Annotated in this window: 18 protein-coding genes and 1 pseudogene; 10 read left to right on the forward strand and 9 right to left on the reverse strand. The window is 56.7% G+C overall.

Translation table 11 applies throughout. The features are described 5' to 3' along the window. Positions 1-134: 134 nt before the first annotated feature. Complete coding sequence (gene xdhB / locus HNI00_RS10050; protein WP_420156258.1) at positions 135-2,471, reverse strand: xanthine dehydrogenase molybdopterin binding subunit; 2,337 nt, start codon at positions 2,469-2,471, stop codon at positions 135-137. Next, positions 2,468-3,883, reverse strand: a complete 1,416-nt coding sequence (xdhA, locus tag HNI00_RS10055; protein ID WP_316792931.1) for a xanthine dehydrogenase small subunit — start codon at positions 3,881-3,883, stop codon at positions 2,468-2,470. Before xdhA ends, xdhB begins: the two co-directional genes overlap by 4 nt. A gap of 768 nt (positions 3,884-4,651) precedes the next feature. Here xdhA and HNI00_RS10060 point away from each other — a divergent pair. Beyond that, entirely contained in the window at positions 4,652-5,326 is a 675-nt protein-coding gene (locus HNI00_RS10060; protein WP_316792933.1) for a putative antibiotic biosynthesis monooxygenase, read from the forward strand. Then, positions 5,323-5,679: a Lin0512 family protein gene (locus HNI00_RS10065; protein ID WP_316792935.1), complete on the forward strand. Its 357-nt coding sequence runs from the start codon at positions 5,323-5,325 to the stop codon at positions 5,677-5,679. The genes HNI00_RS10060 and HNI00_RS10065 overlap by 4 nt, the downstream gene beginning before the upstream one ends. Before the next feature lie 64 nt (positions 5,680-5,743). On the opposite strand, the gene ypfJ is transcribed toward HNI00_RS10065, so the two are convergent. Beyond that, complete coding sequence (ypfJ, locus tag HNI00_RS10070) at positions 5,744-6,589, reverse strand: KPN_02809 family neutral zinc metallopeptidase (protein ID WP_297080268.1); 846 nt, start codon at positions 6,587-6,589, stop codon at positions 5,744-5,746. A 288-nt stretch (positions 6,590-6,877) separates the two neighbouring features. Further along, on the reverse strand, positions 6,878-7,264 hold the full coding sequence (locus HNI00_RS10075; RefSeq protein WP_316792940.1) for a hypothetical protein: 387 nt from the start codon (positions 7,262-7,264) through the stop codon (positions 6,878-6,880). A gap of 312 nt (positions 7,265-7,576) precedes the next feature. Here HNI00_RS10075 and HNI00_RS10080 point away from each other — a divergent pair, with 312 nt between their 5' ends. The 3 genes from HNI00_RS10080 to HNI00_RS10090 all read left to right on the forward strand — a co-directional run bounded on the left by HNI00_RS10080 (position 7,577) and on the right by HNI00_RS10090 (position 10,221). Next, the gene (locus HNI00_RS10080; protein WP_316792942.1) at positions 7,577-8,101 is read left to right on the forward strand and encodes a hypothetical protein; all 525 of its coding nucleotides are present in this window, start codon (positions 7,577-7,579) and stop codon (positions 8,099-8,101) included. A 23-nt stretch (positions 8,102-8,124) separates the two neighbouring features. Continuing rightward, the gene (gene rsmH, locus HNI00_RS10085; protein ID WP_316792944.1) at positions 8,125-9,144 is read left to right on the forward strand and encodes a 16S rRNA (cytosine(1402)-N(4))-methyltransferase RsmH; all 1,020 of its coding nucleotides are present in this window, start codon (positions 8,125-8,127) and stop codon (positions 9,142-9,144) included. 288 nt (positions 9,145-9,432) lie between these two features. Further along, complete coding sequence (locus tag HNI00_RS10090) at positions 9,433-10,221, forward strand: transporter substrate-binding domain-containing protein (RefSeq protein WP_172354173.1); 789 nt, start codon at positions 9,433-9,435, stop codon at positions 10,219-10,221. Between the two features lie 350 nt (positions 10,222-10,571). On the opposite strand, the gene petA is transcribed toward HNI00_RS10090, so the two are convergent. After that, a complete protein-coding gene (petA, locus tag HNI00_RS10095) occupies positions 10,572-11,564 on the reverse strand; it encodes a cytochrome f (protein ID WP_316793417.1) in 993 nt (330 codons plus the stop codon). 104 nt (positions 11,565-11,668) lie between these two features. Beyond that, positions 11,669-12,211, reverse strand: coding sequence for a cytochrome b6-f complex iron-sulfur subunit (petC, locus tag HNI00_RS10100; RefSeq protein WP_172354175.1), 543 nt, complete (start codon positions 12,209-12,211; stop codon positions 11,669-11,671). Positions 12,212-12,503: 292 nt separating this feature from the next. Between petC and HNI00_RS10105 the strand changes: the two genes are divergently transcribed. Continuing rightward, positions 12,504-12,812 (forward strand): DUF3067 family protein, encoded by a 309-nt coding sequence (locus HNI00_RS10105; protein ID WP_316792948.1) that lies wholly within the window; start codon positions 12,504-12,506, stop codon positions 12,810-12,812. A 36-nt stretch (positions 12,813-12,848) separates the two neighbouring features. On the opposite strand, the gene tatC is transcribed toward HNI00_RS10105, so the two are convergent. Both tatC and HNI00_RS10115 read right to left on the reverse strand, forming a co-directional pair. Next, on the reverse strand, positions 12,849-13,670 hold the full coding sequence (gene tatC / locus HNI00_RS10110; RefSeq protein ID WP_316792950.1) for a twin-arginine translocase subunit TatC: 822 nt from the start codon (positions 13,668-13,670) through the stop codon (positions 12,849-12,851). Positions 13,671-14,561: 891 nt separating this feature from the next. Next, positions 14,562-15,437, reverse strand: a pseudogene (locus tag HNI00_RS10115) (S1 RNA-binding domain-containing protein); the annotation flags it as partial. 419 nt (positions 15,438-15,856) lie between these two features. On the opposite strand from HNI00_RS10115, the gene HNI00_RS10120 reads away from it, so the two are divergent. Next, positions 15,857-16,642, forward strand: a complete 786-nt coding sequence (locus HNI00_RS10120; protein WP_316792954.1) for an FHA domain-containing protein — start codon at positions 15,857-15,859, stop codon at positions 16,640-16,642. A 101-nt stretch (positions 16,643-16,743) separates the two neighbouring features. On the opposite strand, the gene HNI00_RS10125 is transcribed toward HNI00_RS10120, so the two are convergent. After that, entirely contained in the window at positions 16,744-18,810 is a 2,067-nt protein-coding gene (locus HNI00_RS10125) for a hypothetical protein (RefSeq protein WP_316792956.1), read from the reverse strand. 527 nt (positions 18,811-19,337) lie between these two features. On the opposite strand from HNI00_RS10125, the gene HNI00_RS10130 reads away from it, so the two are divergent. The 3 genes from HNI00_RS10130 to HNI00_RS10140 all read left to right on the forward strand — a co-directional run bounded on the left by HNI00_RS10130 (position 19,338) and on the right by HNI00_RS10140 (position 21,901). Next, the gene (locus HNI00_RS10130; RefSeq protein WP_205370599.1) at positions 19,338-19,856 is read left to right on the forward strand and encodes an FHA domain-containing protein; all 519 of its coding nucleotides are present in this window, start codon (positions 19,338-19,340) and stop codon (positions 19,854-19,856) included. 279 nt (positions 19,857-20,135) lie between these two features. After that, entirely contained in the window at positions 20,136-20,897 is a 762-nt protein-coding gene (locus HNI00_RS10135; protein WP_316792958.1) for a M50 family metallopeptidase, read from the forward strand. 275 nt (positions 20,898-21,172) lie between these two features. Beyond that, on the forward strand, positions 21,173-21,901 hold the full coding sequence (locus HNI00_RS10140) for a lecithin retinol acyltransferase family protein (protein ID WP_316792960.1): 729 nt from the start codon (positions 21,173-21,175) through the stop codon (positions 21,899-21,901). Positions 21,902-22,068 lie beyond the last annotated feature (167 nt).

Genomic DNA, 22,068 nt, shown 5'->3' on the forward strand with positions numbered 1-22,068 from the left:
TGATTGCTCCGCAACGCTAGCGCTGGGGAACTGGACAAAGATATGAAAAGAGCATAAAAAGGGGGGCGATCGCCCCTCCATTCACAAAGCTCGTTTTTCTCAGAATTTCGGTCGAAATTAGACCAGGAGAAACCCTAGACCGACGTAGACGATAGCGCAGCTTCTGTCGCAGAGGTAGCGCTCCGAACTGCCTCGATCGCCCGCAGCGTTGCCTCCGGCGTAGCGGGTGCAGCCAGTTCCACCACGGCGGCATTGCCAAAGGCGGCCACGGCTGCTCGAATTGCCTCGCGGACGGACATCGCCAGCATAAACGGCGGCTCACCCACCGCTTTGCTGCCGTAGATCGTGCCGTCCTGGCTGCCTCGCTCGATTAGATGCACCTGGAAATGTTCTGGGATTTCGCTGATGGTGGGAATTTTATAAGTGCTGGGGGCAAAGGTGCGGAGGCGGCCCTGCTCATCCCAGACCAGTTCTTCCATCGTCAGCCAGCCCATGCCCTGCACAAAGCCGCCCTCGATCTGCCCTTGATCCACCAGCGGATTCAGCGACTCGCCCACGTCATGCACAATATCCACCTGGCGTAATTTGAACGTGCCCGTGAAGCCGTCTACTTCCACCTCGCTCACCGCTGCGCCATAGGCAAAGTAATAGAAGGGGCGACCCGTCGCGGTCACCGGGTCCCAGTGGATCATCGGGGTGCGGTAGTAACCCGTGGCAGAGAGACTGATGCGATCGCCATAGGCCTGCTGCACTACCGCATCAAAGGACACCCGCGCCGTCGGGTAGGTGCGGCAATAGACCTCGTTATTTTCAAACACCATCTCCTCGGCTGCGTCAAAATCCAGCAGCTTGGCCGCCACCGGAGCCAGCCGCGACTTCAGGATTTCGCAGGCGTTTTTCACTGCTTGCCCGTTCAGGTCGGCTCCGCTAGAGGCGGCCGTAGCCGAGGTGTTGGGCACTTTGTCGGTGCTGGTGGGCATCATGCGGATGCGGTCGAGCGTCACCCCCAGCGCCCGCGTCGCCACCTGCTGCATCTTGGTGTGTAGTCCCTGCCCCATCTCCGTGCCGCCGTGGTTGAGCTGGATACTGCCGTCAGTGTAGATATGCACCAGCGCTCCCGCCTGGTTATATTGCACCTTATTGAAGGAAATGCCAAACTTTACCGGGGTAATCGCCAGCCCCCGCTTTTTGTAGCGGTTTTGCTGATTAAACGCTGTAACAGCGGCGGCCCGTTCGGCAAAGTGGGCCCGTTCCTTCACCTCATGCCAGACGCGGGCGATGCGGTTATCGACAATCACCTGGCCGTAGTGGGTAGTGGTGCTGTCGCCTTCGCCATGATAGAAATTTCGCTCGCGCACCACATCCGGCGGCAGGTTCAAATGCCGCGCCACCCGATCTACCACGTCTTCGATCACCAGCATTCCCTGGGGCCCGCCAAAGCCGCGATAGGCAGTATTAGACACGCGATGAGTCTTCACGATCAGCCCGCGCACGAGCATATTGGGGATGTAGTAAGCGTTATCGACGTGCAGCATGGCCCGCATCAGCACGGGGGGCGACAGATCCAGGCTCCAGCCGCCTTCGGCATAGAGCGCCACATCCAGCGCCAGGATTTTGCCCTCGCTGTCGAAGCCGACCTTGTATTGCCCCAAAAAACCGTGGCGCTTGCCCGTTAGGATCATGTCATGGTGGCGCTCCAGCTTCACGCGCACCGGGCGACCCGTCTTGTGCGCTGCGACAGCCGCGGCGGCCGCCATCGGGTTTGCCTGGGACTCCTTGCCGCCAAAGCCGCCGCCCATCCGCAGACAGGTACAGACGACGCGATTCACAGGAACCCCCAACACCCGCGCCACAATGGTTTGGGTTTCGCTGGGGTGCTGGGTGGACGAGTAAACTTGGTAGTTACCTTCAGGATCAGGAATGACCCAGCTTGTGTGGGTCTCTAGGTAGAAGTGATCCTGCCCGTTCATCTCCAGTTCGCCTTCGATGACGTGGGCGGCTGCGGCCATGGCCTGATCCACTTCGCCTCGGCGGATGAACTGCGGATCGTTGTGGTAGCTATGGGCGGCGATCGCCCCTTTGATTGTCAGCACCGCCTCCAGAGGTTCGTATTCCGCCGTGACCTGGGCCGCTCCCCGCCGCGCTGCGTCTTCCGTTTCGCCCACTACCCAGGCGATCGCCTGCCCCCAGTAGCTCACTTCATCGGTGGGAAACAGCGGCTCATCCTGACGAATCACGCCCGTATCGTTGGTTCCGGGCACATCCGCTGCCGTTAGCACTGTCACCACGCCCTCCACCTCCAGCGCCGGAGCCGTGTCGATGCTGAGAATCCTGGCATGGGCGTGGGGCGATAGAACCGGATAAATCGACAGCATCCCACTCGGCATCCGCTGGTCATCGGTATACACCGCCCTGCCGCTAACGTGACCTTCGGCGCTCTCATGGCTCTTGCGTTGACCGACCATGCTCATACTTCCACCCCCGCCGCTGCTGCAAACTCCACAAAGAACTTTTCAAACAAATTGGCCACCAGCATCTTGCGATAGTCAGCGCTGCCCCGCAGATCCGTCAACGGGGTAAAAGCGCTGTAGAGCATAGGTTTGGCTTGTTGCACCGTGTCCATGCTCCAGGGTTTGCCCACCAGAAACTCTTCCACCGCCGTCGCCCGAATCGGGGTCGCCGCCACGCCGCCATAGCCCAGCCGCGCATGAACCACTCGCTTCTCACTGTCCAAATCCACCACGTAGGCCGCCGCCACAATGCTGATGTCGTCCGTACCGCGCTTACCGATTTTGTAAGATTGGCTGAGGCGCTGCGCTGCGCCCGGTGTGATGCCCTTAGGAATCCACACCGACTGAATCACTTCACCGGGTTGCAAGTCGGTCTGGCGATAGCCCTGGAAAAATCGCGACAGGGGCATGACCCGCTCCCCCTCCAGACTCGCCAGCTTCAGCTCCGCATCCAGCGCCAGCAGCACGGGTGGCAAATCGCCAATGGGCGAGGCCGTACCAATATTTCCCCCCAGTGTGGCGCGGTTCCGCACCTGCCGTGCCGCAAACCAGTGAATCATCTCGTCCATGCAGGGAAACACGCCGTGAAGCTGCGTCTCGATGTGGCTTAGGGGAATCGCCGCGCCAATTTCTACAAACTCGTCGGTTTGCACCAGTGTCTTCAGTTCCGCCACCGCTTCTAGGGAAATCAGCACCGGAAACTCGCGCCGCTGAAGCTCTAGCCCCAGGTCAGTCGCGCCTGCCACCAGCGTCGCATCGGGATGGTCGCGCAGCAGTTCCAGCACCTCCCGAAGCCTCGTCGGGCGATAGAATTGCCCGTGTCCCGTGAAGCAGTAGGGCCTCAGATCGGCATCTGCCTCGGCCAGATGCTCGCTGAAATGGTCGCAGGGCGTTTCGGCCGCCGCAGCCTGGGCCGCCCGGCGAATCGGCAGATAGCCCGTACAGCGACAGAGATTGCCTTCCACGGCCACATCGTCCAGCTTGCCGTCGTAGTAGGCGGCGAACATGCTCATGATGAAACCCGGCGTGCAATAGCCACACTGGGAGCCACCCAGCTTCACCATTGCGTCTTGAACAGGATGTAGCTTGCCGTTGGCCACGCCTTCCACCGTGATCACTTCGCGCCCCACCACTGAACCCAGCGGAATCAGGCAACTGTTTACCGCTTGGTAATGGGGCTTACCATCTACGCCCGCGCCGACCACGGCCACGGTGCAGGCTCCGCAGTCCCCATCGCCGCAGCCCTCCTTGGTGCCCACACGCCCAATGAGCCGGAGAAAATCCAGCAGCGTGGTGGTGAGGGGAACGTCTTGGATACGAACGCGATCGCCATTGATAGTAATCGCCAGTTGGGTTTCGAGTTGCTGTGTCACAGGAGCGTCAGGAGTAGAGTCTGAGGGATGGCGTTTGATGGATATCTAGACGAATATCTCTAGATGGGCATCTAATGGCTATTGATATAGATGAATCTGGATCTCGCTCAGGGGCGAAAGATTAGAGTGATTCTATGACGGGAACCTGGGCGATCGCCCAAAGCTTCAAAAATTTTGCAGAATGCGCCTTTTCAAAGATCTGCTTAAAATCTGCTTAAAAAGAGCGGCTTAATAAGCTACCTGGCAATCTAGTCAAGGCTTTGCGCCGACTCACGTAGAATCGTCTAGCCTAGAACTAACGCAAATCCGGCAGCGGGATTGTGCAACCCGATACATCCCCGGTTCTACCGCTTGTTCCACCGTTCTTTCCCTGCCACGACACTGTTCACGACATTGTTCACGACATTGTTTTAGGACTTACGCAGTTGGACAATTTCTCACGGGCTGCGCCCGCGAGAAATTGTCCAAAATCCAGAAAGCTTATCGCAAGTGCGTAAGTTCTGTGTTTATGGCGTTTATGGAAAGGATTCGGCCCTCTCCCTCTAGGAGTTGGGTTTTCCTCTATCGGCAGATAGAGTATCCGCGATCCCACAACGCAGTATGCTTTCCTTTGCTGGAAACTAGACCTGGAAACTAGAAGCAGTCGAAACCGGAACTGATTAACTGAATCAATTGATCAACTGAATCAATCGTTAAGATTCAGCCCCTCAAAACGACTGATTTTCTACCCCCAATTCCCTGCGCTTTATCCACTCAATCCCCAAACTCATGTTTAATCTGCAAACCGAGCAGCCCGTCCATGCCAGCTTGGTTGTTGAACATACCGTGCCACGCGGCAAAGGAATTGCCTTTCGCCGATGGCACGCCAAACTCACCCGCACGGCCTGGCGTTTCAAGGGCTATATCCGCACCGACCTGCTGCCGCCTGTCAAAGGCAAAAGCCAGCTCAAGTGGTATTCCATCGTCCACTTTGACTCGCCAGAGAATCTCAACGCCTGGCTCAAGTCGGAAGAGCGGGAAGCCGTGATCAATGCCGAAGATCATCCCGTTGAGTCTTACCAGTTCAAGTCCTTCACCACTGGGCTAGAGGGCTGGTTTTCGCCCAAAATCGGCGGTGAGCAACTGGGGTTGGGGCCGCCCGCCTGGAAGCAAAACCTAGCAGTCGTGCTGGGGCTATACCCAACGCTCATGATTCAGTCAGTGCTGCTGGGCGCATTGGGCATTATGAAAAACCTGCCCCACCCCAGCGCCATGCTGCTCGACAATTTCATTTCCTGTTCCATCCTGACCTGGCTGGTGATGCCGTGGGTCACACGCACGCTGTCCTTTTGGCTGCAACCCGCCGCCCAGCCGCTACCCCAAAAACTCAACGCGCTGGGAACGATTGCGGTGATCGGGGTGCTGGGTGGGCTGCTGATGCTGTTTAGCGAGTTGCGGATATGACCCACAAACGCTTCATCATCGAAATGGGTATGGGCATTGATCAGCATGGCCAAGACCCTACGGTTGCCGCAGCGCGGGCCGTGCGAAATGCGATCGCCCACAATGCCCTTCCCGGCATCTGGGAAGTTGCCGGCCTCAACCACCCCGATGAAATGCTTGTCGAAGTGCAAGTCAGCGTGCCCTATCCAGAGCAAGTGCGGCAGGCAGAAGTGCTGGCAGTGCTTCCCTTTGGGCAAAAACGCCTGATCGTGGAATCCGGTGGCATGGTGGTTCAGGGACGAGCCATTCCGGAGCTAGACGACAAAAACGACGAAATGCTAATTGCCGTGGCCGCTGTCACCGTTTGGGTATAGCTCCTGAAAACCAAGCCGGAGAAATCCAGAGTCGGGCTGACACGCTTCGTCTCATCCCCAAACCCTAAAGCGTCGTCGCCTCAAACGTATTGCACTGATTCACGTCGCCCGTCTTGATTCCCTGGGTAAACCAGCGGACGCGCTGCGCTGAGGTGCCGTGGGTGAAGGAATCGGGAACAGCATAGCCCTGGGCTTGCTTCTGGAGGCGATCGTCACCAATGGCAGCAGCGGCGTTGAGCGCCTCTTCCACATCGCCCTTCTCCAAGATCTGCTGAGCCTGGTGGGTGCGATTTGCCCATACGCCTGCGAAACAATCTGCCTGAAGCTCCAGCCGAACCGAAAGCTGATTGGCCTGGGTCTTGCTGACGCGACGCTGCATCGACTGCACCTGGTCGGAAATCCCCAGCAGGTTTTGCACATGGTGCCCGACCTCATGGGCGATTACATAGGCGTAGGCAAAGTCGCCCCCTGCCCCCAGCCGACGCTGCATGTCATTATAAAAGCTCATGTCTAGGTAGACTTTTTGATCCAGCGGGCAGTAGAAGGGGCCCATTGAGGCTTGTGCCGTGCCGCAGCCCGAATTTACAACACCCGAAAACAGCACCAGCTTTGGCTCAACGTACTTTGAGCCTTTTTCGCGGAAGATCTGCGACCAGGTATCTTCGGTATAGCCCAAAACCGTCGAAACGAAGGCAGCCGCCTGGTCGTCTTGGGGCGGGGCCGGAGCGACTTGGGCAGGGCCGTCGTATACGGGAGACTGGTTTAGCACCATTGACGGGTCGCCCCCCAGCAGCGCCACCAGCAGCGCCAACAGCAAAGCCCCCAGCCCGCCGCCAACCACGCCGCGAGAGGGTCTCATTCCACGCCGATCTTCTATATTGGTGCTTCGCCGACCAAACTCCCAGCGCATAGTGGGCCTCCTGCTCTCCAGTTTGTCTTGGAAATATTAATGCCTTATGTAGTTAGGACTTACGCACTTGCGATTAATTTTTCTAAGTTTTGGACGATTTCTCCCAGGTTGCGCCCGCGAGAAATCATCCGACTGCGTAAGTCCTAGTAGTTTTACTTAGAGTAGCATCCAGGGCTAGGATTTTCCGGTTTGCCACGGTACAAGAGTTGCGAAATCTTTTCCGAGATGTTTTGCCGCTTTATCCACGCTTTTGCTGATTTATTCGGCTTTAAGCATTTTTATGCGCTCTTAATGATCGGCAGGGCGATCGCCCCCAGCATCAACCAGCCCCGGCCCAAAGATCGGCGCAGGGTCCAGTCCGGTGATGTGGTGAAACTGCTGGGGCGTGAGGGTGCTGAGTAGCGGCTCTGTCTCTCGTTGGGTTTCCCACTGGCGGAGGCGATCGCGCACTTGGCTGATAAATGGCAGTCCTTTGGGCAGGGGCACAGCAGCCCAGCAATCCACCAGTGTTTCCACTAGCGCCAATTCGATCAGTGGTGGCGGATAGCGGCGAAACAAAGCGTCCAGGCAAGTATAAACGTCTTGAGTCTCTTCGCTATCGAGCGCGTAGAGCTTGATGATGTGTTTCACACGCTGCTGGTTGACCTGTTCCAGAAGTTGTTCCAAAGGTTGCATGGGAGATGGATTCAATGGGCGAGGGTAGCAAATCAGCACGAAGGGGCAAGGAACCGGGGCACGGCATTTTCAGCGAGGTTCAGATTCAGAGAGATTTCAGAAAGGCTTCGATGCGGCTTCGATGCAGCCCCCAACCTGGAAGTAGGCAGATCTGGAGAGTTGTAGCGCGTTTTGGGGCAGTTGGCACAGGTTCTTGGCAACTTCTTTTTAGATGTTCATCAAATAAAACAGTTGGCGCAGCGGGCGGACGGAAGTTGTCGTAGAATTGGGGCGTTTGACGCATTCTCCACGGTCTCTTTCACGGGTTTTGTTATGCCACATTCTGCACTGCGATCGCCCCTTGCTCGTGTGTCTGCCCTGGTGCTGACGACGGCGGGATTACTTGTCCTGGGGTTGCCCACATCATCCGCGCTGGCCAGCTATCGCTATCGTCGCGTCAGAACGTCCGACTATGAAGAATGTACTGCGGATTTGATCGGTCGGGGGGCAGCGGAGGCAGTTGCAGCGACGGCCTGCGCCAGCGCGTTTCACCCGCGAGAAGTGTCGCGCTGCGTGGCGGGCATTGGCGGTGGCGAGACGCTGGTGGTCAGCGATGTGCTAGGTGCTTGCCGCAGCGTTCGTCGTCCCGAAGACCTGGCGCAATGTTTCAACCAAATCGTGGGAGATGATGAGACGGCCAACCTGTCGAGCGTGTTGAGCCACTGTCGCCGCAGCCTGCTGCCCAACGAGTTTGCTAACTGCGTAGTGGGCATCAAAAACGGCAGCACCCTGACCACCGACCGGGCCCTGGCCACCTGCATCGACGCAGTAGACACGCCGGGGCGTGTGGTGCAGTGAGCCATCGGATGGAGGGTGGATAGATGGCTACTGGCCCACCGCCGGATGAGGCGGACGGGGAGGGTTTGCATAGCGATTCCCTAGCGGCAGACCGTTTAGCCGCAGACCCAACTAGCGGGGCGATCGCCCCTCCACACATCACGTCTGAACCCGCCTTTCACCATATTCCCGTGCTGGGCGCGGAGGTGCTGGCGGGGTTGGCGGTCAAACCTGGCGGACGCTATCTGGACGCAACGGCTGGCGGCGGCGGCCACAGTCGGCTGATCCTTGAAGCAGCGCCCGACACGCAGCTTGTGGCCCTGGATCAAGACGAGCAGGCGATCGCCGCGATTCGGGCTAACCTGGCAGAATTTGGCGATCGCGTCTCGGTTTGTCACACCAACTTTTCGGCTTACGATCCGGGCGCGATCAGATTCGACGGCATCCTGGCGGATCTGGGCGTGAGTTCGGTACAGTTCGACCAGGGCGATCGCGGCTTTAGCTTTCGCCATGCGGCCCCGCTGGACATGCGGATGAACCGCCATCAGCCCCTCACCGCCGCCGACATCATTAACACCTGGGATGAGGTTGAGCTAGCCAACCTGTTTTACCGCTACGGCGAGGAACGGCTGTCGCGCCGGATTGCCCGCCGTATTGTGGAACAGCGCCCGTTTGAGACGACGACAGAACTGGCAGAGGCGATCGCCCGCAGCGTTCCCCCTGCCTATCGACACGGGCGCATTCACCCTGCCACTCGCGTCTTCCAGTCCCTCCGCATCGCCGTCAACGACGAACTCAACGTTTTAGAAACATTTCTCAATAGGTCGCCCGCCTGGCTGATGCCGACTGGAAGATTAGTCATCATCAGTTTCCACAGTCTAGAAGATCGGCTAGTCAAACACACTTTTAGAGCCGCACCCGCCCTGCGCGTCATCACCAAAAAGCCAGTCCAGCCGACCGATGCAGAGTTATCCGCCAATCCCCGCGCCCGCTCAGCCAAACTGCGGGTGGCAGAGCGAATTGCAGAAACAGCGCCAGAATTGCCGCCAAAACTCAACCGCTAAAACACCCAGAAAGCAGCTTTTAGAAGACGCAAGCTCCACAACCTTGAATTTAAGTGGCACAATAGCTAACTGGCCAGCCTAATTGCAGGCAAGGCTACTCGGTTTGGTATTTCGAGATACCGACCCAACTCGGAAAATGCCACTATACCTGAATCGTCGTAAAAACGGTTTATCTCTCAAGCTCAAAAACGGTTGTGTAGCAGGCATTACGCGAGCAGTGAAAAGATTACGAGTTTTAGACTGCAACGTTTGCACGGGTTGGTTTTAGTTCTTCTAGAGACTTTGATTATGAAGCGACTCAAGTTCTTGTTCACGGCCTTTTTGACGGCCCTGTTGACGATTACACTGGTGACTGCCTGTAACTCCAGCGCCCCCACAGCGGGCGGCGACGCTGGCAGAACATTGACCATGGCCACCTCTGCCGACTATCCCCCCTACGAGTTTATCGACACGTCGAGCGGTAGCCAGGAAATTGTTGGCTTTGATGTCGATATCGCCAAGTACATCACCAGCAAGCTGGGTTATGGCCTCAAGATTGACAACATTGACTTCAATGCGCTGATTCCAACTCTGCAATCTAAGCGGGCTGATTTTGTGATGGCGGGCATGACCCCGACGGAAGAGCGGAAGCAAAACGTCGATTTTTCCCAGATTTATTACGAAGCCAAAAATGCGATCGTGTCGAAATCTGGCTCAGGTCTGACGAGTGCTGCAAGTCTGAGCGGCAAGACCTTAGGCGTGCAGTTGGGTTCGATTCAAGAGCAAGCCGCCAAGGAGTTTCAGGGCGCAAACGTCAAGGCGTTGAACCGGATCAATGAGATGATTCAGGAGCTAAAGGCCGGACGGATTGATGCCATTTTGATGGAAGACACAGTTGCCAAGGGCTACATGGCCGCCAACCCCGACCTGGAAATGAATGTCCTCCCCAACGAGGGAGAAGCGGGTTCGGCGATCGCCTTCCCCAAAGGGTCTGAACTGCTTGGCCAGTTTGACCCCGTCATTTCCGAGATGAAATCCAACGGCGAGTTGGAAAAGCTGATTGTGAAGTGGTTTGGGAGCGACACACCCGCTTCCTAAGCGCCCGGAGTGATACTCCTTTAAGGCATACCCCACGCTGAATTCCATCTTGGGTGTTCGCAGATGGGCTGAGATTCAAAGAGCCAGAGAGACTCGATTCTCTCTGGCTCTTTTGGTGTAGATAGAGTCGAATAGCAAATAGCTTGCAACGCTCACGCCTTCTCTAATCTAAGAAGAAGAGCGGAGGAATTGGCTTGGAGGTTCTGCCCTACACTGGAAAGCGCTTGAAGCCTTCGGCGCACCCCAAAAGGCAAAGGGCAGATTGCAAGTTGCACATCGCATTTAGTGCCCAAAAAAGGGCGCTCCAATGGAACACCCTTGTACCTATCAACCTGCGATGAACGCAGCCTTTAGAAGGTCATTTCGGCAGCCTGGACGCGCTCGACCTGCTTCTTCTTCAGCACCAGCAGGATTTGAGTCAGCGTAATGGCCGCTAGGAATGCAATCAGACCTTTAATGCGGTTCGGGCTTTGCAGCACGATTTCGGTGTCTTTTTGACCAAAACCGCCGACGTTGGGGTTGTTGGTCAGTGCAGCACCACTGGCGACTTCTTCGCCTTCAGAAACGATTAGCTCTGGGCCAGCGGGAATTTTGTCCACCACGGTCGTACCGTCTTCGGTGCGGATCTTGACTTCGGCGCTGCCGTCGTCTGCTTTGGCGATCGCCGTAATCACACCCGCCGCTGAGGCATTGTAAACGGCGTTGTTGCTCTTTTCACCCGTGGGATAGATTTGTCCACGACCCCGGTTTGCGCCCAGGTGAACCGAGTATTTGCCAAAGGCAACGCTCTTGTTCGTGGCGGGGTCAGGCGACAGCACCGGGAAAACGATTTCCTCATACTGGTCGCCCGGTAGCGGCCCCACCAGCACGAAATTTTGTTTGTCATCGGCGTAGGGCTGGAACAGGTAGCTGGGACCGACCTCTTCCTTCATTTCTTCAGGAATACGGTCTTCTGGCGCAATGGTGAAGCCCTCCGGCAGTATTAGCACTGCCCCCACATTCAGCGGCCCCTTAGAGCCGTCCGCCTGTACCTGCTGCACCGAGTGATCGTAGGGAATTTTCACCACGGCCTTAAACACAGAATCCGGCAGCACAGCCTGGGGCACCTCGATTTCGGCGGGCTTGGCGGCCAGGTGGCAGTTGGCACAGACGATGCGACCCGTGGCTTCGCGAGGATTGGCGTAGTTTTGCTGTGCCCAGAAGGGATAGGCAGCAGCGGACTGAGGCAGCAGGGCATCGCTCGACACCAGCGCCGCTAGCGTCAGCACCGCCACCATCAGCCCCCGAACCAGAGCAGTTATACTCCGGCGACGAGAGGGAAATGAGCAAACCTTGAAGTTCATTTTTAGAGTGCGTGTTCGGTTTAGAAAAAGGTTCGGCAGAAATGGGCGATCGCCCAACGTTAAACCCAAAAATGGGGCAGGTCAGAATCAGGCAGGGCAAATCCCTAAGTCCACCAAGGCGCATCGCCCGTGCGGAAGTCGGTTTCCGTCCAGGGGGTCATGGCAATCTTGCCGTCTTCGGTGATCTCGGTATGCACCAGCGCTAGCGACAGCGGAGCCGGCCCGCGCACCACCTTACCCGTCGCGTCATATTGAGAGCCGTGGCAGGGGCAAATAAATTTATTTTCGCTGGCATTCCAGGGAACAACGCAGCCCAGGTGGGTACAAACCGCGTTGATGCCGTAGCTGGCGATCGCCCCAGCGTCTTCTACCACCAAATAGGTCGGGTCGCCCTTTAGCCCTTGCGCCAACACGCGCTCACCCACAGCATGGGTAGCCAAAAAGTCTTTCAACACCACATCGTTGCCCAGGGCATCTTTGGCCGTCACGCCGCCGCCTGCACCGCCACTGGAGGGGGGAATAAAGTACCGCACGACGGGATACAACATGCCCAGCACCGTGCCCGTGGCTGCCCCAAAAGTAAGAAGATTCATAAACTGCCGCCGGCCCAAATCGGGCACATCAGGCGTTCCAGAAGCTTGAGTCATGATTATGAACGGTGAGTTTAGAGAAGTAACGTTGGGTAAAACCCTGTCCGGTGCAAGGCCTCCATCCTTGGCAGCAGTCCTTGTTCGGCAATGGTTTACAGTTTTCTATGAAGTATTCTATAGCGCTGACCGCACCAGAAACCGCAGATAGCCCCTCTGAACAGCCGTATCGTAACGAAACGTAAAACTTCAGATCTCCTAAAATAAATCGAGCAGCCCAACCCGACAGCCCAGCCTGATAGCCCAACCTGAGCTGACCCCTGAATTCTTAAACCCTAATCCCCTAGCCCCTATGACTGGCGAGGAACTGCATCAGCTATTACTGACCAAATGGAGCCGCTCCTTCGACGTGCAGCTACGGAAGGTGCAGGGAAAGGTGTTGTTTCAGGTGATGTGGAAATATTTGGAGCAGGTGTCGTTTCCCATGACGGAAGACGAATACCTGGAGCATCTCAACGATGTCGCCAGTTATCTCACCGCGCTGGGCAGCGCTGAGCGAGTCCAGCAGTTTATTGAGCAGACCACAGAGAGACCGCGCCTGGGAAAGGCAGTCAGCTATCCCATCGATTTGGGCGATCGCGCTTCGGAGTGGATGGTCTGACGGTCAAAAATTATCCCTGGGGCATGAACCCGGTCGCTATCGGCCCAACAGCTTCACCATGCCCGTGCCGCCAAAGTAAAGCCCTAGCACTGCGCCCGCCAGCAAGCTCTGCGTCACCGGATCGGTAGAAGGCGTGAGGACTGCGCCCAGCACCGCGCCGCCCAGCACCACATACCGCCAGCCCGACAGCATTTGCCCAGAGGTGACGAGTCCCAAAAGCCCCAGGAGGACTTGAATGACTGGAATCTGGAATGCCAGCCCAGTGCTAAACAAGAGCAGCAGCACAAACTCAAAGTAGCGGTCGATGGACCAAAGCTGTTCCACAACGTCCGCGCCATAGCTGATAAAAAAGTTTAGGGCTGCGGGAATCAGCGCCACATAGGCAAACACCAGCCCGCCGACGAATAGGAAACTGGAGCCAAGAACGATGGGGCCAATGATGCGTCGCTCTTTGCGAGTCAGCCCCGGCAGCACGAATTGAATAATCTGGTACAGCACAAACGGGCTGGCAACCAGCAAGCCGCTGTAGCCTGCGACTTTCAGCGACACGAAGAAATATTCCCCTGGCGAAAGCTGAAGAAACTTCACCCCCTGCGCGGGCACTTCCAAAAGCTGCACGATGGGATTGACAAAGAAGAAGCAGAGGATGACACCCACCACGATCGCGATGAGGGCGTAGAAAATCCGCATCCGCAGTTCTTCCAAATGGTCGAACAGGGACATTTCTACATCCAGATCGGCAACGTCATCCGTCTGCACATCCACAGCGGGCGATCGCCCAGGGGCAGCGGCGGCGTTCAGTCCAGTCTGGGTGGCTCCGTTCTGGGTGGCGAGGTCGGTTTCCGTCGGGGCAGTCATGGGCAAGCTTTGCGGCAACGGGATAGAGCAGTCGTGTAGTCAATACTAGCCTAGCGCCTGTTTAAGCTGCGTTGCGGAATTGTCTGTCGGGAAGTTTCTCTGGGAAGTTTCTCTGGGAAATTTCTCTGGGAAATTTCTTCAGAAGGGTATTCTGTAGACAAGAGCCGGGTCGGCGGGATCGGGCAAGTGCTTTAAGGAATATTTACCTTTAGGTAAGCAGATCCGCCACAGACGATGCCTCAGCCAGGAAAATTGACCCGTGAGGTTCTCAAAAATCAACATTTTTGGGTCTCTTTTTATACCAAAAAAATATTCATCTGGTTGTAAACACGCACTTTGGGCTTGGCGGCGATCGCCCCCCTCCGGCAACACACCTCAGAATTCCACGCACATCCCGATTCACGCAAACCGGGTTGAACGCGCTCTCACAAAAGCAAATCCGTTGATTTATGGAAAAAGGGCAAACGCGCTCTGCTGAAGCCTTGCGGAATGTGCGATCGCCCAGGGGCAAAAACATAGTTTCCGTAAAAAGCCTAGACAGTGTGATGACTTATACCCAAGCTTGAGCCACACTGAATTCAGGTTCACTGACTGGTCACAACAACAGAACGGCGACGGGGCTGGCAAGCGAGAGGATAAGAATCGCCTGCTGGCCCCGTTCCGCTTCGAGTTTAGCCCGCGTTTCAGGAGTCATGGGGGCGATCGCCCGCAAAACCCCGACCCAAGTTACTCAGCCGCTTCGTCTGTGGCTGAGTCGTCCGATGCAGCAGGCTCGTCTAAGGCTTCTGGGGCTTCTGGGGCTTCTGGGGCTTCTTCAGCCAGTTCGACGCTGCTTTCTGCGTCTGTTTCTGCACTTCTCTCTGCATCTTTAGGGGCGATCGCGCTGGCTGCCGACTGCTGAAGCTTTTGGGCACGAGCCTCGGCCTCGGCCATCACCGCCGCCATGTTTTCCAGCATCTCACCAGGATAGTTTTCCAACGGCTTGGTAGACAGCGAAATCCGCCGCTTGACTTCATCCACCTCATTCACGAGCGCCCGGACGGGTTGCCCTAGCTGAAACAGGTCGCCAAGGGACGAGATGTAGTTCTTGCTGATCTGGTTGATGTGGAGCAGCCCCGTCGCGCCGTCAAAATCCACAAACACGCCAAAGGGCTTGATACCCGACACCTTACCGCTGATCAGTTGACCTTCCACAATCTGGCTAAAGCTGGCAGCTTGTGCGGCTAGCCGCTGCGACAGCACCAGCTTCTTGGTGGTGGGATTCACCTCGATAAAGGCCACTGTCATAGACTTGCCAATCAGAGACTCCAGGTTCTCTCGCTCGCTCAGGTGCGATCGCGGAATAAAGCCCCGCAGCCCCATCGCATCCACCGTCACGCCGCCTTTGTTAAACCCGTTCACCCGCACCTGGATCGTTTTGTTTTCCTCCTGCATTTCGGCGAACTGGCTCCAGATCTGGCGCAGTTCGAGCTGGCGCAGCGATAGCGTCACCTGGCCATCAGCATCCTGCTCCCGCACAATGAGAAACTCGCGCTCCTCTTGCAGCGGCAGCACTTCCGACACATTGCTGATGCGCCGCAAAGACGCTTCCTCTAGCGGCAAAAACGCAGCGGACTTGCCGCCAATATCGACATAGGCTCCGTCCGATTCATAGCTGTAGGCCTTGCCCCGCACGATTTGTCCCTTCTGAAACGCATAGTCGTGCTGTTCTAGGGCTTTGGCAAAGTCATCACTGGAAAACGACAAACGACTGACCTCCTCAAGCAGGTATCTAGAGAACCCGCCGCTCTTGGGCTGCCCTGAGCGTAGATTGGCTCAGGTCTGGCGGATTTTGAAGTAGGCAATTAGCTTCAATTGAGCTTTTTTAATATAAGCGATTCTTTGGTTAATCAGCATCGTTAGCCAGGGGTGAAACGGTTGGGCGACGGGTCTGGGCTGCTACCGAGGCAGAACATTTCTAGAAATAGGCGGGAAATGCACCAGTGCGCTTGTAGAGTCATTAATGGGGCAAGCTATTTGTAGGCTGATTCAGGCTGAAATGACACGCTGAAATGACACGCTGAAATTGCAGGTCAAACCGTGCCAGGTTAAGCCTGTTCCCGGCTCAGACGTGCCCAGCCTGCCTCGTGCAGATGCCCTGTTCATTCACTGGAGCTAAGACCCACGGTAAGGGGAGCGGTCTATTTATGATTGTTTGTCCGAATTGCAACCATCAAAATCCCGATGGCGCAGTGCAGTGTGAAGCCTGCTACACGCCGCTGCCCACCATGATGAGCTGTCCCAACTGTGGGGCTTCGGTTCAGTCCGATGCCAGCTTTTGTGGACAGTGTGGGTTTAACCTGCGGGCGGCGGCGGCAGAGGGGCTAGAGGTGTCCACGCCAACGGTCGCGCCTGACTTTGCAATTCCTGATTTGCCAGCGGTAGAACCCTTGGTTCCACCCGATCCATTGCCAATTACGCCGCCGATTGCAGCAACACCGGACTCGTCTGCAACTTCGGGCGTTTCGCCCATTTCTGAACTTCCGCCACCGCCGCCACCACCTGTCACGCCGCCCGTTGCGCCGCCGTCGCCTGTCACGCCGCCCGTCGCAGCGCCGCCAGTAGCTAGTCCGACCGCTTCCTTGGGGCCGACCCAACTCCAGACGCAGCGGGCCAGCTTGCTGCATGTGCAGACCAATCAGGTTGTAGAGCTACCCCAAGCGCTACCTGTCGTTCACATTGGCAAGCCCAACGACCGAATTCCGCCGGATATTGACGTGTCCGGGTTTCCCAGTTCAGAAATTGTGTCGCGGGTTCACGCTGATATCCGAGTGGAGGGCGATGCCTATTACCTGGAAGATGTGGGCAGTTCCAATGGAACCTACGTGAACAACATGCCGCTGCCGATGGGCAACCGCCACCGCCTGCGGCCGGGCGATCGCATCTCGCTGGGCAAGGGCGATCGCATGACGTTCCTGTTTCAGCTTTCCTGAGCAGGCAATGACTTTGCTCATGAATTTGCGGCCCATGAATTTGCGGCCCATGAATTTGCTCAGGGTTCAGCACTAGACCTGACGCTGGATCAAGCGCCAGTCTAGTGCAACTCCTGAAGCAATTGCTGAAGCTGCTGATTCAGGCTGTCCTGCGTTTGCTCTTGGGCGACGATGCTGGCTTGGAGGCGATCGCGCTCGTCTTCTAGGTGGCTCATTTTGGCTGCCAGCTTCTCGCGCAGGTCATTTTCGCTGCCGCTGTTTTTCAAGGGCTGCAATTTTTTGGCAATGCCTTCCTGCTCGTCGGAGAGGCGATCGCGCCTTTCGGCAAACTTCTGGATTTTCTGCTGAGTTTGGGCAATCTGCCGATGCAGGTCTAGGATGTCGCGCAACGACTGGAACAGGCTGTCGTCAATAAATTTGTTGTGCAGGTATGCCTGGAGGGTTTGGTAATTCAGGTTAAGGATTTGTTCGTGCCGAGAAATTTTTCGGCGCTGCTGCACGCGAAACTCGCTCTGCTGTCGGGGGGCGATCGCCAGCTTCCAGCGCTGAAACTCCGTAGTCTGCTCCATCGGCTCCATCGTCTCAAACAACTCGTAGCCGCTGAGAATGCGCTGCTCAATTACCAAAATGATGGGATAGGTGTTGCGGTTGTCGATGCGGTAGACGGTCTGGCGGGTTTCCCACTGGTCATGAACGAGGTAGTCGCCTTTTCCAAGGGCGATCGCCGCCGTTTCCAGGCGTGACTCGTCTTCCCGCAAAATCTGCACGCCCAAATCCACGGCGTAGGGCACAAAAAACTCGCCCTCCGCAGGCGTAAAGCTCAGCACCGCTTCCCCCACGTAGTTCTCTGCCTCCAGCACCGTCGCCGGGCCGCGCTCCAGCGTCAGCCCAGTCGTGTTGGTTGCAACGATGGTCACCACTGGATGGCCTGGCAATTTTTCAGCGTTGAACCAGTGCTGTTTGCGGCTGGCTAGCGTTGCGCCCAAAATCGGCACCATCGCGCTCTGTCCCCGCTTGATCGTGACCGGAATGCCCACGTCGTACTGAAACAACTCGCCCCGCGCCACGCCCGTTGCCTGAACCTGAGTTGCCTGGGCCAGGTCGCGGCGGGCAGATTTGAACCGACTGCTGCCCATGCCTGAAGCCGCTAGCTTTGCATCTAAATTAGAGTCGTAGAAGTTGGAAACGCCATCGAGTAAGCTGCGCGACACAGATGCCACATCGGTATGTAAATGCGGATTTAGGCGACCTTCTTCAAAGCTGACGGGGCCCGCCACCGTGCGTGCTTCATCTTCCACTGTGGGGCGATCGACAAAGCGGGGCGTGTAGAGGTCGTAGATAAAGCTGATGGGCTGTCCCGCGATCAGCGTCAGGGAGACATCTTCGAGGTCTTCATCGAGCTGGTTGTCCACAATGCCCCAGCCCTGGATGAATAGCTGACCGCTGTCGCTGTTGTCGGCAACACCACTGCCCTCGGCAGGTGCATCGGGCGTGTAGACGAGGCGATAGCTGACGCGCCAGGTGGGGCTAGGAGCAACATAGCTAACCAGCAGATCTTGATTGGGGCGATCGAGAAAAATAGTAACGCTGCGCTGTTCCTCGCGGGATTGGCTCAAGTCCAACACATAGCGCAGATCATCGCCGCTGCGAGCGTCCAAAATATCCAGACCCCGCACCTGAGACAGCAGAAACGTCCGCAGGCTAGGCGTGCTGTCGGCTTCGCTGCCCGTGGTCATGATGGCGACTAGAGTTTGCTCTGGCTTTTCGGCAATCTGGTTTAGCCCCACCATGCAGCCGCTGACCACAAATTCGGAGCCAGACGCGCTGATGATCCGCTCCTGCGCCCCGTCGGTTTCGCTGCCAGCGATATGGAGCCGCACCTGACAACCCCGCAGCGATCGCACTAAATCTAGCCAGGCCTGGCGATCGCTCAACACCAGCGGCGCTTTGCTCAGCGCGTCTTGCTTCTCTTCCGGCGTTTCATAGCACACGTTCACCACCTGCCCATCGCCCTGCGGGAAGGCAGCCAAGCTTTTGAGGATATCGTTCATTTCCTCTTTTTTGAACGTCAAGGTGACGGAGGACTCTGGCCCCAAAGCCCCCAGGCGCTCAAAGAAACCGACCCCGTGCTTGTATAGCACCATGCGCTTTACCGGTAAGTTGGGCATGACAGACGTTTTCCTCCAGCATCAACAATGACCGAAATGACCGATCTATCAAGAACGCAGAAGAACACAGGACAGACCGGAAATCACCTCAAATACCTTAAGAACGCAGAAGAACACAGGACAGACCGGAAATCACCTCAAATACCTCGGCAGCCTGACGCAGACCCTCAAAACATTGGCACACATTGGCACTTCTTAGAGTTCCCAGCCTATTCTAGATTGAAGCAGTCTTGCCCAGATTTGCCCCCTACGCGAAAGTCAAGTTGACCAGACTTGACCATAAAGTTTGCATTTGCTCTCAAGAAAACGGCATAGGATTGCAGCGTAGGATTTAGGATGAGTGGATGATGGATGCCAGCCGTTGTTTCACCCTACAGCCAGCAGCCTGTCGGATCAGTCACAATATTTGATCAGCCCCAAGATTCAGTTTCAAATTTCAGTCATAAAATTCAGTCACCCTGCCATCAGGCATCTCTTCCTGAAAATTTGCCACTCTGTTCTTTCGCCGTAGGTTTTGCGTCACGAGTGTGATTACCCTATCCCTTCTGCATCCGGTCAAGCAGATTCCAGCCCAGGTTTGGAAGTTTGAAAATGAGTCGGTGATTCGCATTGGGCGAGCGACCGATAATAACGTGATTCTCTACAGCGCTGTCGTGTCTCGCCATCATGTAGAGCTGCGTCGGGTTGGCGCAAATTGGGAAATTGTCAACTTGGGCACAAACGGCACCTACCTGGACGGCAAGCGAATTACGCAAGTTCCACTGACGGATGGCGCAGTGATTCGGCTGGCCCGCTCTGGGCCGAATATCAAGATTCGCCTGGGCAGCGAAAACGGTGATGACCCACCCACGACCGGATTGGTGAGCGATCGCACGGTTGGGCAGCCTGCCTCCGATTTGCCCCAAGCCCCAACCGAAATTACCCGCGGTCGGCAGGAGGGCGATCCAGACTCTCCCGACGCAGCGACCAAAATCCATCGCCCACCGACTCCCGGCGGGGCAATTCCAGTGCCGCCCCATTTGCAGTTGCCTGATCCACCAACTTGAGTAGGAGGCGCTGCCGCTAGTGGCCTTCTGGTGCGTCCCTCTCTGTCTCTCTAGGGATTTCAGGTGTTGTGAACTGATGACTGAACTGTGACCTGGCAAGTTTTGACCTGGCAAGTTTTGACCTGGCAAGTTTTGACCTTGCAAGGTTTCGAGTAGGCTATGCCCAATATCCCAGAGTTACGCCTGGAATCATGCCTGGAGTGGCACAGGGGGCAATCCACGGAGGCAAGCGCTAGAGTTGAGTCATGGTTCTGCAAGACTCCTCCTTCAAGCCCTGCCATGACGAATCGCTGGAACAAAGACAATCCGTTTGATGACCCGCAACGGTGGGATGGCTCTGACTCCAAGTCTGACCGAGTGGGGTTGACCTGGCTGGTCGCAGCGGCGATCGCCACCAGTCTGCTCTGGCAATTGCCCATTGGCAACTACATCCTGTATCCCTTCAGCATTTTGGCGACCTGGTTTCATGAAATGGGGCATGGACTCATGGCCATGCTGCTGGGCGGCAACTTCCAGCAGTTGCAGATGTTCCCCAACGGCTCTGGCTTTGCGGTTCACAGCGGCAGTTTGTTTTTGGGGCCCGTGGGTCGGGCGCTGGTGGCGGCGGCGGGGCCGATGGGGCCGCCGATTGCTGGGGCACTGTTTATTCTGGCATCGCGCAGCCGCCAGATGGCCCGCTATGCGCTTCTGTTTTTGGGGGCAATGCTGATTGGGTCGGCGCTGATCTGGGTGCGATCGCTCTTTGGGCTGGTGGCCGTGCCGCTGTTGGGGGCGGCAGTGCTGGCGATCGCCTTTTCCGGCTATCCCTGGCTCCGAGTCTTCGCGATCCAATTTCTGGGTGTGCAGGCGTGCGTCAGCACCTATCACCAGATGGATTATCTGTTCACCCGCCAAGCCAATATCGGCGGGCAAGTCCTCCTGTCGGACTCTGGGCAAATCGCTCAAAACCTGCTGTTGCCCTACTGGTTTTGGGGCGGGCTAATGGCGATCGCCTCGCTGCTGCTGCTGGTCAAGAGCCTCCAGATCGCCTATCGCAATTAAGGGATAGGACTTACGCAGTTGGACAATGTTTCGCAGGCGCAGCCCAGGAGAAATTGTCCAAAATCCAAAGAGCTTATCGCAAGTGCGTAAGTCCTGAAGGGATTTGGATTCGGAGGTGAGGCAGCAAACAGAGTTTTGCCAATCGCTTGCCTAAGATAAAATTTTGCAGCAGCTCAAGCAGGGTGCTGAAACCAATAGGCACTTTGGCCTGTGCAGGTGAAACTCGCCGTTAAACCTGATTCTCAACCCCGATCCCAACGCTTTACCCCTTGAACATGGCCCGAGGCGACCAAATCTACGTCATGCGACCGCTCGCTGGCATGGACGGTGTGTATGAACACCACGGCATCGACTGCGGTGATGGCAGCGTCATTCACTACAGCAAAGCTACCGAGCCGCCGACAATTCGCCAGACAGAGTTTTCGGCGTTTTCCTGGGGCAACCGGGTGTTTGTCAAGCAATACACCGTTTGCTATTTGCCCGATATCGTGATTGAACGGGCCGAGAGTCGGCTGGGTGAACAGCGCTATAGCTTGCTCGAAAACAATTGCGAACACTTTGCGACCTGGTGCAAAACAGGCCGCAGCGTCAGCGAACAGCTTGCAACCTTTGGACTCGATGCCGCCATGCTCAACCCCCGCAGTTCTCGCCGCATGATGGAAGACGCAGTGCTGGCGAACGACCCTGCAATGGCGCTGCAACAGTTTGACCAGGCGCGACGGAATATGGCGATCGCCCGCGACCAGCTCCAGCGACAAATGCAGGCAGCCCAGAAAGATATGGACACCTGGCATCGGGTCGCAGAACTGGCCCTCAAGCAGGGCAAAGAACCCGCCGCCCGTGCTGCGTTGGAGCGAAAAGTCGCCGCCAAACGCGAACTCACCGACTATCAATCCCAACTCGACCAGCTCGACATCCTCGCAGCCGACCTGGAGCGCAACGCGGCAGCCCTACACCAGCGAATTGCGCTCTCTACTTCGCCAGAGCATCAGGATTGGGGCTGACCCTAAGTTTTGCGCCGATTTTAGACTTTGGATCTTAGATTGACGATTTTGGATAGTTAGATTGACGACTTTGGATGAGAGCTTTTGGCAGCGCCCAAAATCCAGACCCTACAATCCAAAATCGCCGATCTTTCGAGGGGGCTGCCGAAAGCCTCCCCAAGGCTCCC

Source organism: Thermoleptolyngbya oregonensis NK1-22, assembly GCF_032705245.1.
Taxonomy (GTDB): domain Bacteria; phylum Cyanobacteriota; class Cyanobacteriia; order Elainellales; family Elainellaceae; genus Thermoleptolyngbya; species Thermoleptolyngbya sichuanensis.